Source organism: Micromonospora lacuserhaii, assembly GCF_036902735.1.
GTDB lineage: Bacteria > Actinomycetota > Actinomycetes > Mycobacteriales > Micromonosporaceae > Micromonospora.
Genome location: NZ_JBAKHO010000004.1, coordinates 199265 through 215486 on the forward strand (window position 1 = coordinate 199265; position 16222 = coordinate 215486).

Consider the following 16222-nt stretch of genomic DNA (forward strand, 5'->3'; position numbering starts at 1 on the left):
CCGCCCGCACGCCGGGTCGGGCTGAACCCGCCGCGCCGCCCGCCCGTACCGCTGTTCGGATGCCGGACACCCGTGACAAACGAGTCGGAGGCGCGTCGATGGCGTGGAGCAGGGGTACGACAAGAAGGCACCGGGTGACGGGCTCGTCCCGTCAGCGGAAGATCGCCGGTGGCGTGGCACTCGCGATGACCGCCGGTGCGACGTTCGCGGTCGCCACCGGGACGGGCCAGGCGGCCGAGAACTGCCAGGGCCTGGACACCGCCCTACGGAACAACCTGACGTTCATCGCCGCGCAGCGGCAGAATCCGGACGCCAACTCGGCGGCCCGGATCGCCAATCGGCAGGCGGTGGTCGACCAGCTCCAGCAGTACCGGTCCGCCGCCGGCTGCGACGGCGACGTGGCGGCGGCGGGCGCCGACTGCCCACTGGTGCCCTGGGAGGTCGCGATGACCACCCGGTTGGACGAGGCCTGGGCGGTCACCGAGCAGATGACCGGCGAGCGGGCCGGCAAGCTGACCGACCCGCAGGTCACCGAGGCCCGGGTCAAGCGGCTCGGCGGCATCTTCGGCGGCATCCAGGGCATCGTGCGGGGCGCCCAGCAGGCCCAGGGCGGTGCGGCAGCGGGCGGTGGAGCTGCGGGCGGCGCAGCAGCCGGCGGTGGAGCAGCGGGCGGGGGTGCCGGGCGGGCCGCCGGCGTCATCAACGCCGTGGGCGGCCTGATCGGGCAGATCGCCGGGATCGTGCAGGCCGTGCAGGCCGCCCGGGCCGCGCGCCAGGAGGCCGCCGCAGCCCAGCAGGCCGGGGCCGGACAACAGGCCGGGGCCGGACAGCAAGCCGGCGACGCGCAGGGGGCCGATGGCGGGCAGGGCCTCGGCCAGCAGGCCGGCGGCGACGAGCAGGCCGCGGGCGGCCTGCAGGCGGGCGACGCGGCTCAGGCGGGGAACGCCGGAGGCCGGGTCGCCAAGCGGATCCAGCAGATCCGCGCGCGCATCCAGCAGCTGCGCGCGATCGCCCAGCAGGTACGGGCGGCCCGCCAGGCGGCGCGCGACCAGGCCGCCCAGGGGCAGAACGCGGGCCAGAACCAGGGCGCAGCCCAGGGCCGGGAAAAAGGCGGGGCACAGGGACAGGGCGCGGCCCAAGGCCAGGGCGCGGCCCAAGGCCAGGGCGCGGCCCAGAACGGGGCCGGCGGCACCGGCGCTGTCTACCGGGTCGCCGACCCGAGCGTGCCGGGCTGCGGGAACGCCCCGGGCGCCGACCAGGCCTCGCCGGGCGCCGACGGCGGCATGGCCGACGGCGGCGCCGTGGCCGGCGACTCGGCCGGCGACTCGGCCGGCGACTCGGCCGGCGGCGGCATGATCGGCTCCGGCACGGTGACCAGTTCTACGACCGACTGACGCTGCGCGGGGCGCGGGCCGGTCGGGACGTACGTCAGACCAGGCCCGCGTCCCGCAGCAGCTTCCAGAGCCCGGCGCCGTCCGGCGCGGAGAGCCACTTCTGTCCCACCGGCCCGGACGACGCGCGGTCCCCCTGTGGGGCAGGCAGGCTGCCGGCGAGGACCGACTGGGTCGGCGAGAGCCGGCGGATCGCCACCCCGGCCACATTGTCCGGGTGGGCGGCCGCGAACTCCCGGTAGATCTCCTGGTCGTGCTGCCCGTCGTCGCCGATCAGCAGCCAGCGCACCTCGGGGAACTCCTTGGCCAGCCGGGCCAGGGTGGCCCGCTTGTGCTCCCGGCCGCTGCGGAACCAGCGGTCGGCGGTCGGGCCCCAGTCGGTGAGCAGCAGCGGCCCGGCCGGGTAGAGGTGCCGGGAGAGGAAGCGGGTGAGGGTGGGCGCGACGTTCCACGCCCCGGTGGAGAGGTAGAAGACCGGCGCCCCGGGGTGCGCGGTGACCAGCCGCTCGTAGAGCACCGCCATCCCGGGCACCGCGGCCCGGGCGTGCTCGTCGAGGACGAAGGTGTTCCAGGCGGCCAGCAACGGTCGGGGCAGCGCGGTCACCATGACCGTGTCGTCGATGTCGGAGAGGATGCCGAACCGGACCTCGGGGTCGATCACACGCACCAGCGCCTCGACCGGCTCCGCGTCGGCGACGCTGAGGCGTACCGAGGCCCAGCCGGGGGTGAGGTCCGCCTCGATGACGGTGTCGACGAAGCCGCTGCGGTCGGCGCGGGCCTCGTGCGTCGCACCGCCCGCCTCGATCGACACCGTGACGTGCTTGGCGGGCAGCGTGGTGAAGCTGCGCCAGCCGCGGACCTTGTCCAGCCGGCCCCGCTGCCGGGTGTCCGGCCGGCCGAGCAGCACCCGGCACATCACCCGCGCCCACCCCGGCGCGCCGTACCCGGCGTACGCCACGATGTTCATCTGCCACCCGGTGCGCCGGAGCCGACGCTCCACCAGTTGGTGCACGGCGTCCTCAAGTCGCGCAGCCCGGTGCAGGTTGGGTACGGCCAGCTGGCCAGCGGGAGTGGGTGGCACACGGCAACCCTGCCACAGGTCGGCGGAGCCGGCCAGGCGAGGCGCGGCCGGCTGGGGCGGATCGACCCCGTCCGGCCCGGGAGCGTGAAACACTCCGGTCGGGACGACGACGGGGGCGTTGGTCGTGTCGACATCTGTACGGCAGCACCGGGCGTGGCGTCCGCGGCTCGACCGGCCGGCTCTGGTCGCGCTCCTGCTCGGGGTGGTCGGGGTGGCGTACCGGCTGGTCCTGACCCTGATGACCGTCCCCAACAGCAACAGCGACGAGGCCACCTTCGGCCTGGCCGCGGTGCACATCGCCACCGGTCGCGAGCATCCGGTCTTCCTCTACGGCCAGCACTACATGGGCATGGCCGAGTCGTACGTGGCGGCGCCGCTGGTGGCGCTCGCCGGGCCCGGCTGGCCGGTGCTGCGACTGCCGCTGGTCGCCCTCTACGCGCTGTTCCTCTGGCTGTCGTACCGGCTCAGCCGCCGGATCTTCTCCCCCTGGTTCGCCACCTTCACCGTGGGCCTGCTGGTGCTCGGCACGGAACGGGTGGTGCGCGACCAGCTCACCGTGGTCGGCGGCCGGCCCGAGGTGAAACCGGCGGTGCTGGCGGTGCTGTTGATCGCGGTGGGGCTGGCGCAGCGTCGGGTGACCCACCGGCGGGCCGCGGTGGGGGCGGCCGGGTTGCTCGCCGGCCTGGCGCTCTGGTCGGACTGGCTGATCGTGCCGTACCTGGCGGTGGCCGGCCTGCTGCTGGTCTACGCGGCCCGGCGGGAACTGCTCGGCTGGTCCGGCGTGCTGCTGCTGGCCGGGTTCGTGGTCGGGGTGTCGCCGATGCTGTGGGACAACCTGGTCGCGCCCCCGGGGCAGGACTCGCTGTCGGTGTTCCGGCAGATCACCGCGACGGCGGGGACACCACCGCCCTGGTCCGACCGGCTGCGCGGCGGGCTGCTGGAGGGAGTGCCGCTGGCCACCGGGCTCTGCCCGGTCACCGGATGCGCCCGGTGGCAGGAGTGGTTCGGCCTGCTGTACCCGTTCCTGCTGGCGGCGGCCGCGGCGCTCGCGCTGGTCGGGTACCGCCGGACCGCCGGGGCGCCGACCGCCGTCCGGGTCCGGCCGGTCGCGCAGCTCGCCCTGGTCGCCGGCGCGGCGCTGACCCTGCTGTCGTACGTCCGCAGCCCGCTCGCCGCGACCGACCCGCTGTCCAGCGCCCGCTACCTGTCGGTGCTCCAGCTCTCCCTGCCCGCCGCGCTCTGGCCGCTCTGGCAGGCCGCGGTCGCCTGCTGGCGGGGCCCGGTCGGCGCGGCGGGCCGGCTGGCCGGAGCCACCGCGACCGCGGTGCTGGCCGGGCTCACCGCCAGCGCGGTGGTGGCCACCGGGCTCTTCCTCACCGCCCTCGACGCGCCGCGGGCCGACGAGCGGCAGGCCCGGGAACTGGCCGACGCGGTCCGCCGCACCGGGCTGCGCGAGGTGTACGGCGACTACTGGACCTGCAACCGGCTGACGTTCAACACCGCCGAGGACGTCGTCTGCGCGGTGCTCGACGGCGACCTGAGCCCGGGGCAGAACCGGTACCGGCCGTACTGGCGGCAGGTCGGTTCGGCCACGCGACCCGGGTACGTGCTGCCGGTCGACTCCCCCGCCGAGCGTCGACTGCGCCGGCTGCTCGGCGACGGCGCGGACGCCGCCACGCTGGTCGAGGTCGCCGGGTATCGCGTGTACCACCCGCCGGCCGCCGTACGGCCCTGGCGGTAGGACGCCGCCGTACGCTGCTCGGCGTGCTCATCCTGCTCCCACCCTCCGAGGGCAAGGCCGACGTCGGCACCGGCCGCCGGCTGGACCTGTCGAAGCTCTCCCTGCCCGAGCTGACCCCGGCCCGCCAGGAGGTGCTCGCCGCGCTGACGGCGCTCAGTTCCGCCGGCGACGAGGCGGCCGCGCTCGCCGCCCTCGGGCTCAGTGCCGGCCAGCGCGGCGAGCTGGCCCGCAACGCCCGGCTGGAGCGGGCCGCCACCGCGCCGGCCGGGCAGGTCTACACCGGGGTGCTCTACGAGGCGCTCGACCTGGCCTCGCTGCCGGCGACCGCGCTGCGGGCGGCACGCCGGTCGGTGCTGATCAGTTCCGGCCTCTGGGGCGCGGTACGCCTCACCGACCGGATCCCGCCGTACCGGTGCCCGATCGGCGGGAAGCTGCCCGGGGTCGGGGCGCTGTCGGCGTACTGGCGGGGTCACCTCGCGTCGGCGATGGCGGCGGCGGCCGGCGACGGGCCGGTGCTGGACCTGCGCTCCGGCGCGTACGCGGCGACCTGGACGCCGCGTGGCGAGGCGGCCGCCCGGACGGTGACCGTCCGGGTGCTGCACGAGCGCGACGCCGGTGACGGGCCGGTCCGGACCGTGGTCAGCCACTTCAACAAGGCCACCAAGGGACGGCTGGTCCGGGAACTGCTGATCGCCGGGGCCCGGCCGCCCACGGCCGCCGGTCTGGTGGCCGCCCTGCGGGACCTGTCGTACCCGGTCGAGGAGCAGCCGACGGCGGCCGGGCGGCCCCGCCAGCTCGACGTGGTGGTGTCCGAGCTCTAGGCGAGCCGCAAGATTTGCTCAAGGCTCGGCCCGATAGCTGGAACGCGGCCGGCCGGCGGGTCACGGTATGAGGGCACCGACGCCGAGGAGGAGCGGTCCGATGGCTTCCGACACCCCCCTGCTCGACCGGCCCCGCGTGGCCCCGCCCCCACCCCTGCTGCGACTGACCGTCGCCGACGCCTTCGAGGTGGCCTGCCTGGTGCGGTGCACGCCGCCGCCGGCGGTGACCGGACCCGGCCGGGTCGAGCCGTACCGGGGGGTGGCGGAGTTCAACCGGGAGGACGCGGCGCTGCGGATGCGCCAGCTGCTCGACCGGCTCGACGTCCCGGTGGAGCACGAGGTGACCGGTGGTGGCCTGCGCCGCCGCTACGAGCTGCACCGGCTGCACGTGCCGCCGGAGCACCTCGCCACCTACGCGGCGCTGCGCGCGTCCGGCTGGCGGCAGGGGCGCCACGAGTTGCTCGGCGCGCCGGCGCCCGGCGCCTCGACCGCGCGGGCGGCCTGGCGTTCCCGGCTGGCCGCGGCGGCGTGGCGGTCGGCGCTGCTGGCCGGTGGGCGGCACGTGCGCCGACACATCCTGGGGATCCGGCTGACCGACCGGGAGCTGGCCGCCGTCCTGGTCCGCAGTGCGGCCCTGCTGGACGTGCCGGCGCTGCTGCGCCCGGGCGCGGGCTGCTTCGTGGTGAGCGTCTCCGACGGCCCGGACCGGTTGCGGATCATCGAACGCGCGGCCCTGGCCCCACCCCGCCCGACGGCCGGCTGAACGGCGACCGGTCGGGCTTGCGTCCGGGACGGTGTACGGCGCAGAGTGCAGCGCGTGAGCCGTTGCTGGTCCGCCCCCACCCTGCGGCGTTCCGCCGCCGGCGCGGCGTTGCTGATGGTGCTGGTCGCCGCCTCGACCGGGCTCGCGGCCTGCCGGGACAACCGGTCCGAGCCGGTGCAGATCCGGATCGCCACCGGCAGTCCCACCGCCGTCTACTACGCCTTCGGCCGGTCCCTCGCCGCGATCCTCAATCGGGAGCTGCCCGACGTACGGGCCAGCGTGGTGGTCACCGCCGCGTCGGCCGAGAACGTCCGGCTGGTCGGCTCCGGCGCGGCCGAGCTCGGCTTCACCCAGGCCGACGTGCTGGACAGCGCGCCGGCCGGCGGGCCGAAGGTGCTGGCGGTGGCCCGGGTCTACGACGACCTGCTGCACCTGGTCACCACGGCGGGCGGCCCGGTCCGTACCGTCGCCGACCTGGCCGGCCGGCGGGTCTCGGTGGGCGCCGCCGGCTCCGGCACCGAGGTGACCGCGACCCGGTTGCTGCAGGTCGCCCGGCTCGACGGCGACCGGGTACGCCAGGAGCACCTCGGCCTGGACGACTCGGTGTCCGCGCTGCGGGCCGGCCGGATCGATGCGTTCTTCTTCTCCGGCGGCCTGCCGGTGCGCGGGGTGGCCGAGCTGGCCGCGCGGTCGGCCACCCGGATGGTCGACCTCGGTGACTGGACCGAGCCGCTGCGCCGCGGCTACAGCGAGGTGTACGTGGGACGGGACATCCCGCGCTCCGTCTACGGCGTGGAGCCGGTGACCACGGTGGCCAACCCGAACTACCTGATCGTCGGCGCCGACCTGCCGGAGCCGTTGGTGCGGGAGGTGACCCGGCTGCTGATGGAGCGTCGGGCGGAGCTGGCCGCCGCGCATCCGGCAGCGGGCCGGATGAGTCCCCGCTCGGCGATCGTCACCACCCCGCTGCCGCTGCACCCCGGTGCCGCGGACTGGTACCGGTCGGCGAAACCCTGACCGGTCACGCTCCGGCGGCCGGCTCGACGGTTCCCTGCCCGGCTTCCCGGCCGGCGTCGTCCGGCGTCGGGAACCACAGCTCGGCGACCAGGCCGCCCGGCTCGCCGGGTCGCATGGTGAGCCGGCCGTCCGAGGCGTCGACGAGCACCGCGACGATGGTCAACCCCAGCCCGGCGCCGTCGATGTTCTGCACGTCCGGCGCCCGCCAGAACCGTTCGGTGGCCTGGTCGAGCTGACCCGGGGTCATGCCCGGCCCGGTGTCGCGCACCTCCAGCACCGTCCCGCCGTCGGCGGCGCCGACCCGCACCGTGACCGCCCCGGAGTCGCCGCTGAACTTCACCGCGTTGTCGATCAGCGCGTCCAGGGCCTGGTCCACCGCGGTCGGCACGGTCCGCGCGTACGCCGGTCCGCCGGCCTCCAGGCGCAGCGTGACCGACCGGTGCCGGGCCAGCGGACGCCACGCCGCCACCCGGGACGCGGCCACCGCCACCGCGTCCACGGTCACCCGCTGGTTCTCCTCCCGCTCGGCCCGGGCCAGGGTGAGCAGCGCGTCGAGCACCTGCGCCAGCCGGTCGGTCTCCTCCAGCGCCAACTGGTGCTCGGCCCGACCCTCCGGGTCGGTGAGGCTCGGCCCCAGCTCCTCGACCCGCAACCGCAGCGCGGTCAGCGGGTTGCGCAGCTGGTGACTGGCGTGCGCGACGAAGGCGCGCTGGCGATCCATCACGTCGGAGACCGCGTCGGCCATGTTGTTGAAGCTGACCGCGAGGCGGCGCAGCTCGGGCGGCCCCAGCCGGTGCTGCACCCGGGCGCTCCGGTCCCCCTCGGCGATCTCGTGGGTCACCGCGTCCAGCTCGGTCACCGGGCGCAGCACCCAGCCGGCCAGCCCGAACGCGGTCGAGACGCAGGCCAGCACGGCGAGCAGGCCGATCCCGGCCAGCAGCAGCCACCAGGCGGTGACGGTACGCCGCAGCGGGCCGACCGGGGTGGCGGTGACCACCGCGCCGAGCACCTCACCCCCGTCGTTGATGGGCACCGCGACCACCAGCGGGCCGTCCACCCACGGCCAGACCGACTCGGGCGCGCTGAACTGCTGCCCGGCCAGCGCGCTGTCCAGCGCCCCGGTCTCACCGACCCGGTTCCAGCTGGGTGAGACCACGACCGTGCGGCCGTCCCGGTCGACCACCGCCGCGCCGATGCCGTAGAGCTGGTCGTAGCTGTCCAGCTCGCCGTCGAGCGGACCGGGCACCCCCTCGCGCAGCGCCGGCCCGGCCAGCGAGGCGAACCGGGTCGCGTCGGCCAGCCGGTCGGCGCGGATCCGGTCGGTCTCCCGGGAGGCCAGGGTGAACGCCAGCGGGGTCTCCAGCGCCATGAGGACCAGCACCATCAGCAGCAGGTAGCTGATGACGAGTCGACGACGCACGGGGTGCCCCTCACTCGCCGCGGAGCCGGTAGCCGACCCCGCGGACGGTCTCCACCAGCCGGGGTTCGCCGAGCTTGCCGCGCAGCGACCCCACGTGCACCTCGACGGTGTGCCGGTCGGCCCAGGTCGTCCCCCAGACGTCGAGCAGGATCCGGTCCCGGGGCACCGCCACGCCGGGCTGGCGGGCCAGCGAGAGCAGGATGTCGAACTCCTTGCGGGTCAGCGCCACCGGGCGGCCGGCGACGCTCACCGTCCGGCCGGCCACGTCGATGCGGACCGTGCCGGCCTCGATCAGGTCCCGCTCGGGCACCGCGTGCGCGGCGCGGCGCAGCACCGCCTCGATCCGGGCCTGGAGCTCCACCATCGAGAAGGGCTTCACCACGTAGTCGTCGGCGCCGAGGCGCAGGCCGAGCACCCGGTCGCGCTCCTCGCCCCGGGCGGTCACCGCGATGATGCCGAGCTGGCTGCTGCGCCGGCGCAGCTCGCGGCAGACCTCGGTGCCGTCGCCGTCGGGCAGGGTCAGGTCGAGCAGGACCAGGTCGCAGGGGGCGGCGGAGAGGGCGGCGGCGACGGTGGCGGCGTGCTCGACCTCGTACCCGCGCCGGGTCAGCGCCGAGGTGAGGGCTCCGGCCACCCGTCGGTCGTCCTCGACCAGCAGGATGCGCACCGGGTGACCCCCATTCGTCGTACGGATGACGAGCGAATGGTGGCAGAAGCGACCGGTCCGGCGGTACCGGGGAAACGGTGGGGACGCGGCGACGGGCCGTAAGCTGCCCTCATGATCTACAAGCTGCTGCCGACCAGTGAGTGGGAGCAGGCCGAGGCCGTGGGGCACGTCGCCGGCTCGGCCGTGGACCGGCAGGACGGGTTCATCCACCTGTCGGCGGGCGATCAGGTGGTGGAGACGGCCCGGCGGCACTTCGGCGGCGCCACCGGGCTGACCCTGCTCACGGTCGACCCGGCCGCGCTCGGCGCGGAGCTGCGCTGGGAGCCGTCCCGCGGTGGCGCGCTCTTCCCCCACCTGTACGGACCGCTGCCGGTGACGGCGGTGACCGAGGCGCGGGCGCTGCCGGTGGACGTCCCGGCCGCCGACGCGGTGGCGGAGCTGCTCGGCTGAGCGGGCCGGGCGGTCGGCGGTGGGACCGGCGACCCCGCGGGGCCGGGCCGGGCCGGCGGTCAGCGCGGTAGCGGCACCTCGTGCGGCCGGGCGGTCGCGGCGTCGGCGGTCAACCCGGCGACCACCGAGCCGACCAGGGTGTCGAGGTAGCTGGGGGTGAGCGCGGCGCGGGCGATCGCGAGCCGCCAGTAGAGCGGGCCGATGATGAGGTCGACGGCGGCGTCCGGGTCGGTGCCGACCGGCAGCTCGCCGCGCTCGACAGCTCGGCTGATCAACCGCCCGCAGATTTCCTGCTGCTTGGCGCGGAGCAGTTGCTGGAGGGTCTGGTCGATGGTGGGGTTGCGGGCCGCCTCGGCGAGCAGGTCGGGGATGATCTGCGCGGCCAGCGGGTGGCCCAGCGCGACCGCCACCACCTGGAACAGCAGCGCGAGGTCGCCGCGGAGGCTGCCGGTGTCGAGCGCGGGCAGCTTGTTGCCGGCGGCGGCCACCACGGTCTCCAGCACCAGGTCGAGCTTCGAGCTCCACCGGCGGTAGATCGCCGTCTTGCTGACCCCGGCCCGGCGGGCGACCGCCTCGATGGAGAGGCGACCGTAGCCGACCGCGGCCAACTCCTGCATCAACGCCTGCCGGATGGCCCTGGTGATGTCGCCCCGCAGCACCGCGGCGCCGGCCGGCGTACGCCTCTTCTCGCTGCTCATCGGGGGCTCTTCGCACCTGTCACGTGGGCCAATGTAGCGCAACGACGGTACGGTTGCGTCCCGACGTGTTTTGGACTACCGTCCACGCAGCGACGAGGCGGCCCTCCCCCGCAGCTCACCAGCGAAGATCCCGTCGTCGCGCGATCCCGTCGACACAAGAGATCGGAGCGCCCTTCCCATGGCCACCACCGCGCTGGTCGACCCCGAAACGGGCCTGACCCAGGCGCAGCTGGCCGCTCGGCACGGACTGCGGGTCGCCGGCGAGCGCCCCTCGGTCGCCGAGTACAGCCGCCAACTGTGGGCCTACCGGCACTTCATCGCCGCGTACGCCAACGCCAAGCTGGTCGCCTCGTTCAGCAACGCCCGGCTGGGCCAGCTCTGGCAGGTGCTCACCCCGCTGACCAACGCCGCGGTCTACTGGGTGATCTTCGGAATCGTGCTCAAGCAGACGAGCATCCCGAACTTCATCGCGTACCTGACCACCGGGTTGTTCATCTTCAACTTCACCCAGAGCGCGGTGCAGGCCGGCACCTCGGCGATCAGCGGCAACCTGGGCCTGATCCGGGCGCTGCACTTCCCCCGGGCCAGCCTGCCGCTGGCGATCGTGGTGACCCAGTTCCAGGAGCTGCTGGCCTCGATGCTGGTGCTGATCGGCATCGTGCTGGTCACCGGCGAACCGATCACCTTCGAGTGGCTGATGCTGATCCCGGCCCTGCTGCTGCAGGCGGTGTTCAACGCCGGGGCGGTGCTGACCGTCGCCCGGCTGGGCGCGCGCGCCACCGACCTGCGGCAGGTCATCCCGTTCCTGATGCGCACCTGGATGTACGCCTCCGGCGTGGTCTACAGCGTCACGCTCTTCCAGAACCTGCCCGGCTGGGCGGCCACCCTGGCCCAGTACAACCCGATGCTGGTCTACATCGAGCTGGGCCGGTACGCGCTGCTGGAGCAGGCCCCGCTGCTCAACGAGTCACTGACCCAGCTCTGGCTGGCGGCGGCGGGCTGGGCGATCGTGGCCGGAGCGGGCGGTTACCTCTACTTCTGGCGCGGCGAACAGGAGTACGGTCGTGGTTGATCAGTTTGAGATGTCCAACGAGGCGACCGTGACGCTGCCCCGGGTCGAGGAGCGGATCCCCACCGTGGTGGTGGACGACGCCCACGTGATCTACCGGGTGCACAAGGGCGCCACCGGCGGCAGCAGCCCGGTGGCGGCGTTCCGCCGGCTGGTCAAGCGCACCAACGCGCCGAACATCCAGGAGGTGCACGCGGTCAGGGGGGTCTCCTTCACCGCGTACCGGGGCGAGGCGGTCGGGCTGATCGGCAGCAACGGCTCCGGCAAGTCGACCATCCTGCGGGCGATCGCCGGCCTGCTCCCGGTCAACCGGGGCGCGGTCTACACCCAGGGCCAGCCGTCCCTGCTCGGCGTCAACGCCGCGCTGCTCAACGACCTCTCCGGCGAGCGCAACGTCACGCTGGGCTGCCTGGCGATGGGCATGTCGCCGGAGGAGGTGGCCCGCCGGGCGCCGGAGATCATCGAGTTCTCCGGGATCAACGAGCGGGGTGACTTCGCCAGCCTGCCGATGCGGACGTACTCCTCCGGCATGGCCGCCCGGCTGCGGTTCGCCATCGCGGCGGCCAAGAAGCACGACGTGCTGCTGATCGACGAGGCGCTGGCCACCGGGGACGAGGGCTTCCGCAAGCGCAGCGAGCAGCGGGTGCGCGAGCTGCGCGAGGGCGCCGGCACGGTGTTCCTGGTGAGCCACCAGCTCGCCTCGATCCGGGACACCTGCGAGCGGTCGATCTGGCTGGAGTCCGGCGTGATCCGGATGGACGGCCCGACCGACGAGGTGCTCAAGGCGTACGGCGAGTTCGCGAAGAGCAAGCGGTAGCGCCACCACGCACGCCGGAACCGCGTCGTCCCCTCGGGGGCGGCGCGGTTCCGCGTCTCGTCAGAGGTAGCGGTCGAGCAGGGCCAGCACCGCCGCCGGGTCCTCCACGTGCGCGTTGTGCCCGAGGCCCGGCAGCGTGACCACGGGAACCCCGAGCGCCGCCAACTGGTCGTCGCTGACCATCGGGTCGTGCTCGCCGCGGGCCAGCAGCACCGGGACGTCGGTGCCGGCGAGCAGGCCCGGCAGGTCCGGGGCGCCGACCGCGAAGGCGGCCGGGTCCATGGCCAGGCGCCACCGGCCGTCCTCGGCGCGCAGGCCGGCGTGGACCACCGGGTGGTCCGGGGCGAAGAGCCCACCGAGGCCGGCGACCCGCAGGTAGCGGCGGGCGGCCTCGTCCCGGGTGGCGAACCAGCTCACCGGCCGCTCGGCCAGCTCGCGCGCCTTGGCCAGCTCGGCCGGCGACCAGACCGCCTTGATGCCGAGCCCGACCACGGCGTCGACCGGCAGGCCCGCGCCCCGGGCGGCCAGCGCCAGCGCGACCACCCCGCCGAGCGAGTGCCCGAGGACCACCAGGCGCTCCCCCGACCGACCGTCCGCCGATCCGCTGGCCGGGCCCAGCCCGGCGGCCACCCGCTCGGCGAGGCCGGCGAAGGAGTACCCGGCCAGCGGCGGCGACCAGCCGTGACCGGCCAGGTCCGGCGCGAGCCAGCGGCCCGGCCAGCGGTGCTCCAGCAGTGGCGCCCAGGGCAGCCAGACGTCGCCCGTGGCGCCCATCCCGTGCAGCAGCACCAGGACGCGCCGGGGACCCGATCCGTCGGTCATGGGGCGCAGTGTGCCATCGACGGGCACCGGCCCGCGACACCCGGGAACGACGCCGGGCGCCGGCCCCCGAGGGGAGCCGGCGCCCGGAGTACGGCGCGGGTCAGGCGGAGTAGCCGCGGGTGGCGATCCAGTTCGCCAGGTCCACGGTGCTGATCCAGTACGCCGGCAGGCTCGGGTCGGCCGAGTCGGCGATCCGGACGGTACGACCGTCGTTCTTGTAGCCCACCACGGCGATGTAGTGGCCGCCGGGGAAGGAGTGCCAGCCGCCGTCGACGTCGGTGGCGGTGCCCGCCACGTTGGCCACCACGCCCCGCTTGTCGGTGATCGCCTTGACCACGTCGGCCTGGAGCCGGTCGATCTGCGCCGAGCTCGGGGTGCCCTCGAACATCCGGGTCCGGTACGGGTCGCCCTTCACCACGGCGTTGAGCACCCGGGTGGTGTCCTCCGCCGAGTTGGTGCCCATCTCGGTGGTGCCGAGCTGGACGGCCAGGTCGTCCTGGGTGCGGTCGATGCCGGTCGCGCTGAGCGCGTTGCGCACCGCCGCCGGGCCGCAGTTGTAGTAGGTGGTCTGGGCCTCGTAGTCGTAGCTGAGGACCTTCGACGACGGCGGCTTCGGCGCCGCGGTACGGGTCAGGTCCGGGTCCGCCGTGGCCTTCGCCTTGGCCTTGGCCTTGGCGGCGCTGGCCGACGGCGAGGCGCTCGCCGACGGGCTCGCCGAGGGGCTGGCCGACGGCGTGGTGGCGACGCGCATCTCGGCGCGGGTGGCGACGTCGTTCAGGCGGGGGGCCGCCTCGGCCACGGCGGCCGAGGTCTGCTGCCGGGCGGGGGCGTCGTCGGTGCCGGCGACCAGGGCCGCGGTACCGGAGGCGAGCGCGAGGGCCGCGGCCGCGCCGGCGACGACCTGGTACGGGCGCTCGGTGGTGAGGCGTCGCAACTGCCGCTTCATCTGGTGCTTCACGAGTGTTCCTCCACGGTGCGGGGGCGGGGGCGGGCGCACCGGATCGGCGCGTGGCGGTCGGCCAGGCGCGGGATCGGGTTCGGTGCGGGACCGCTCGGCGGGGGGACCGCCCGGTCGATGCCGGACGGCGGGGCGGATGCCGGAATCAGCGCGCGACCGCGCAGCGGACCGGCGACGGCACCCCGCTACCGAGGTGGAGGAACAACCGCGGAATGTTGTCGAGCTGCACTAAGGGAACTCCTTCCGACACCGCCTACCGGGTTAGCTGACGGATTCGGGCGGGAAGAACGCCCTACCGCGGGCCGTGGCCCGCGGATTCACCCCAGAACTGCGTGGGTCCCCGGTTCGTGATCTCACGATTGAGCGGGTCGGCGCGGCGTCGCCTCTTGCGATCGGAAACCGCACCGGACCGAGGCGACATTACTGGCGGGTCCACTCCCGGCCAAGTGCTCTGAACTGCGTAAACATGATCAGCGCGAGCAATTTCCGGTGCACTTCGGCACTGGCGTCGCTCGATGGGACAGTGCGCCATCCGGACGCGATGGGGCGACAATCGGACGTCGCTACCAGAATCACCGAAGACCGTCGGCGTCGATGTCACCGGCTGTTACCGGATGACCGGTTCGGCGCGGACGTGACCCGGCTCACCGAATTTCGGGTAACAATTCGGCCCCGGTCAGCCCACCCGGGCCGGCCGCCAGCGCGCCGCGGTCGCCGTCGGCGCCACCACCGCCGTCGCCCGACGGGCCGGCACCCGGGTCGGCCGCAGCCGCTCGGCCGCCGCGTACGCCTCGGTGGCGAGCGCCCGCGCCGACTCGGCGGCCAGCTCCGCGTCCCGCCACGCCGACCGCTCCCGCTCGGTGGCCGACCGGTACGCCTCCCGGCGCCCCTCGCGGACCGCCCGGGCCAGCAGCACCTCCTGCTCGACCGGGTGCCGGCGCGGGTCCCAGCCGTCCCGATGTGCGAAGACGTCCCGCAGCTGGGTCAGGGACAGCTCACCCCGCCAGTGCGCGGCCACCGCGGCCTGGTGCAGCCAGCGCTCCCGGCCGGCGTACTCGGCGGGCGTGCGCGGGGTACGCGGCGCCGCCAGCGCGCGGGCGCCGACGAAGCGCCGGGCGGCCTCCTCCGCCTCGTCGTACGCCGTCCAGGCCCGGTCGGCCTCCGCCTGGGCGGCCAGCCAGGCTTCCCGCCGACGGCGAGCCGTCTGCGCCGCGCCGGCCGCCGCGACGGCGACCTCGTCGGCGTACCGACGCAGGTCGGCGACTTCCAGCACGGCGTCGCCGGCCGGCGGCTCGGCGGGCGCCTCCTCGGTCGGGCGCTCCCGCTCGGGACGGGCGACGAGGACGGTGAGCACGGTCAGGGCGAGCACGAGCAGGGCGGACCAGATGGCGGCGGCGGTCGGGACCTCGATCAGGAACTGGTAGAGCACGGTGTTCATGGTCGGCACCTCACGGGGGCAGCTGCGAGAGAGGAGTCCACACGCGGCCGCGGGGCGGGACGCGGCCGTCGGGGCCGGGCCGTTGCCGGGCTGGTGCGGCGGTGAGGTTCGTGGCAGGGATGGTCGCGGGTCGTCGCTGGACGCGGCGCTCAGCTGGGCGGCGCGCGCGGCCCCGTAGTGGCCGGGGAGAGCCTGGCGAGGGCCGTTACCGCCACGGTCGGTCCACCCGGCGCGGCGGCCGACCGGTCCGCAGGCGCACCGGCCAAATCTCCGGGCCACCCGAGGGCCGGGTGCACGTCGCCGAGGCTGCGTTCGTGGGTCGGCGAGCCCACAGTGGCCGGAACGGGGGCGTCGGTATGCCGCTGGCGCAGCTCACCGGCGAGGTGGCCCGGCCGGCCCGCCCAGGTGGTCGCCGTGCTCGTCGCCGGCACGAGAGCCGGGGCGCCGGGCGGACCCGCAGCCGGGAGCGCCGCCATCGGCGGCAGGGTCTCGGGGAGTACGACGGTGTCGGGCAGGGTCGACCCACCGAGCGAGAACGCCACCGCCACGGCAAAGCTGGTCAGCAGCCGGGAACTCCAGCGCGTCACCCACCACAAGGGACTGGTGAGCGCGACCGGAAGCACGATGTTCACGCTACCGCCGATGCGACCCACCCGCAGCCCGCCGGCGTGTCGCCGCGCCGCCCGCTCGCCGACCACCCAACTCGCCGCCCGCCCACCCAGTCGCCGCGGGCCCACTCGCCGTCCGCCCACCCGCCGTTTGCCCCTCGCCGCGCGCCCAACCCGCTGCGCGCCCAACCGCCGCGGGCCCACTCGCCGCGGGCCCACTCGCCGTCCGCCCACTCGCTGTCCGCCCCCCACTCGCCGCGCGCCCAGCCGCCGCCCGTCAGCAGTAGGCCGCTAATCCGCGGCCGGCGGCCAGCGAGTCGGTCCGGGCGTGTCGCGCCGGCGCGACGGATTGCCTGGTGAGCGATATGACGCAGAGGCATAAATATGGGTCTTGTGACGGATGTGTGGGTCGGGTGGTCATCGGCGGGGTAGTTCGGGTCGGTGGCCGCCGAGGCTGAGCA

The 16222-nt window shown here is 75.1% G+C and carries 16 protein-coding genes and 1 riboswitch; of the genes, 8 read left to right on the plus strand and 8 right to left on the minus strand.

All coding sequences use genetic code 11. The annotated features are described in order from the left end of the window. Window positions 1–134 precede the first annotated feature (134 nt). Complete coding sequence (locus V6U81_RS04645; protein ID WP_334484767.1) at window positions 135–1394, plus strand: hypothetical protein; 1260 nt, start codon at window positions 135–137, stop codon at window positions 1392–1394. A 34-nt stretch (window positions 1395–1428) separates the two neighbouring features. Here V6U81_RS04645 and V6U81_RS04650 read toward each other — a convergent pair whose 3' ends face one another. Beyond that, window positions 1429–2472 carry an App1 family protein gene (locus V6U81_RS04650; RefSeq protein ID WP_334484769.1) on the minus strand — a complete coding sequence of 348 codons (1044 nt, stop codon included), beginning with the start codon at window positions 2470–2472 and terminating at the stop codon, window positions 1429–1431. Between the two features lie 124 nt (window positions 2473–2596). Between V6U81_RS04650 and V6U81_RS04655 the strand changes: the two genes are divergently transcribed. The 4 genes from V6U81_RS04655 to V6U81_RS04670 all read left to right on the plus strand — a co-directional run bounded on the left by V6U81_RS04655 (window position 2597) and on the right by V6U81_RS04670 (window position 6814). Continuing rightward, window positions 2597–4213 (plus strand): hypothetical protein, encoded by a 1617-nt coding sequence (locus V6U81_RS04655; protein ID WP_420883968.1) that lies wholly within the window; start codon window positions 2597–2599, stop codon window positions 4211–4213. Between the two features lie 23 nt (window positions 4214–4236). Beyond that, window positions 4237–5034, plus strand: coding sequence for a peroxide stress protein YaaA (yaaA, locus tag V6U81_RS04660; protein ID WP_334484773.1), 798 nt, complete (start codon window positions 4237–4239; stop codon window positions 5032–5034). 100 nt (window positions 5035–5134) lie between these two features. Next, entirely contained in the window at window positions 5135–5797 is a 663-nt protein-coding gene (locus tag V6U81_RS04665; RefSeq protein ID WP_334484775.1) for a hypothetical protein, read from the plus strand. A 114-nt stretch (window positions 5798–5911) separates the two neighbouring features. Beyond that, complete coding sequence (locus V6U81_RS04670; protein WP_334484814.1) at window positions 5912–6814, plus strand: TAXI family TRAP transporter solute-binding subunit; 903 nt, start codon at window positions 5912–5914, stop codon at window positions 6812–6814. A 4-nt stretch (window positions 6815–6818) separates the two neighbouring features. Here the strand turns inward: V6U81_RS04670 and V6U81_RS04675 are convergent, their stop codons facing one another. Next, window positions 6819–8234 (minus strand): sensor histidine kinase, encoded by a 1416-nt coding sequence (locus tag V6U81_RS04675; RefSeq protein ID WP_334484777.1) that lies wholly within the window; start codon window positions 8232–8234, stop codon window positions 6819–6821. A gap of 10 nt (window positions 8235–8244) precedes the next feature. After that, a complete protein-coding gene (locus V6U81_RS04680) occupies window positions 8245–8901 on the minus strand; it encodes a response regulator transcription factor (protein WP_334484779.1) in 657 nt (218 codons plus the stop codon). A 111-nt stretch (window positions 8902–9012) separates the two neighbouring features. Between V6U81_RS04680 and V6U81_RS04685 the strand changes: the two genes are divergently transcribed. Then, window positions 9013–9351 (plus strand): DUF952 domain-containing protein, encoded by a 339-nt coding sequence (locus V6U81_RS04685; RefSeq protein ID WP_334484781.1) that lies wholly within the window; start codon window positions 9013–9015, stop codon window positions 9349–9351. 59 nt (window positions 9352–9410) lie between these two features. Here the strand turns inward: V6U81_RS04685 and V6U81_RS04690 are convergent, their stop codons facing one another. Then, the gene (locus V6U81_RS04690) at window positions 9411–10049 is read right to left on the minus strand and encodes a TetR/AcrR family transcriptional regulator (RefSeq protein WP_334484783.1); all 639 of its coding nucleotides are present in this window, start codon (window positions 10047–10049) and stop codon (window positions 9411–9413) included. A 178-nt stretch (window positions 10050–10227) separates the two neighbouring features. Here V6U81_RS04690 and V6U81_RS04695 point away from each other — a divergent pair, with 178 nt between their 5' ends. Then, window positions 10228–11121, plus strand: a complete 894-nt coding sequence (locus V6U81_RS04695) for an ABC transporter permease (protein WP_334484785.1) — start codon at window positions 10228–10230, stop codon at window positions 11119–11121. A gap of 10 nt (window positions 11122–11131) precedes the next feature. After that, entirely contained in the window at window positions 11132–11935 is an 804-nt protein-coding gene (locus V6U81_RS04700; protein ID WP_334484816.1) for an ABC transporter ATP-binding protein, read from the plus strand. A gap of 60 nt (window positions 11936–11995) precedes the next feature. Here the strand turns inward: V6U81_RS04700 and V6U81_RS04705 are convergent, their stop codons facing one another. The 4 genes from V6U81_RS04705 to V6U81_RS04720 all read right to left on the minus strand — a co-directional run bounded on the left by V6U81_RS04705 (window position 11996) and on the right by V6U81_RS04720 (window position 15740). Continuing rightward, window positions 11996–12757 carry an alpha/beta fold hydrolase gene (locus V6U81_RS04705; protein ID WP_334484787.1) on the minus strand — a complete coding sequence of 254 codons (762 nt, stop codon included), beginning with the start codon at window positions 12755–12757 and terminating at the stop codon, window positions 11996–11998. 100 nt (window positions 12758–12857) lie between these two features. After that, window positions 12858–13715 carry a C39 family peptidase gene (locus V6U81_RS04710; RefSeq protein ID WP_334484789.1) on the minus strand — a complete coding sequence of 286 codons (858 nt, stop codon included), beginning with the start codon at window positions 13713–13715 and terminating at the stop codon, window positions 12858–12860. Window positions 13716–13950: 235 nt separating this feature from the next. Further along, window positions 13951–14091, minus strand: a riboswitch (cyclic di-AMP (ydaO/yuaA leader). Window positions 14092–14391: 300 nt separating this feature from the next. After that, on the minus strand, window positions 14392–15153 hold the full coding sequence (locus V6U81_RS04715; protein ID WP_334484790.1) for a hypothetical protein: 762 nt from the start codon (window positions 15151–15153) through the stop codon (window positions 14392–14394). A 149-nt stretch (window positions 15154–15302) separates the two neighbouring features. Then, complete coding sequence (locus tag V6U81_RS04720; protein WP_334484791.1) at window positions 15303–15740, minus strand: hypothetical protein; 438 nt, start codon at window positions 15738–15740, stop codon at window positions 15303–15305. Between the last annotated feature and the right edge of the window lie 482 nt (window positions 15741–16222).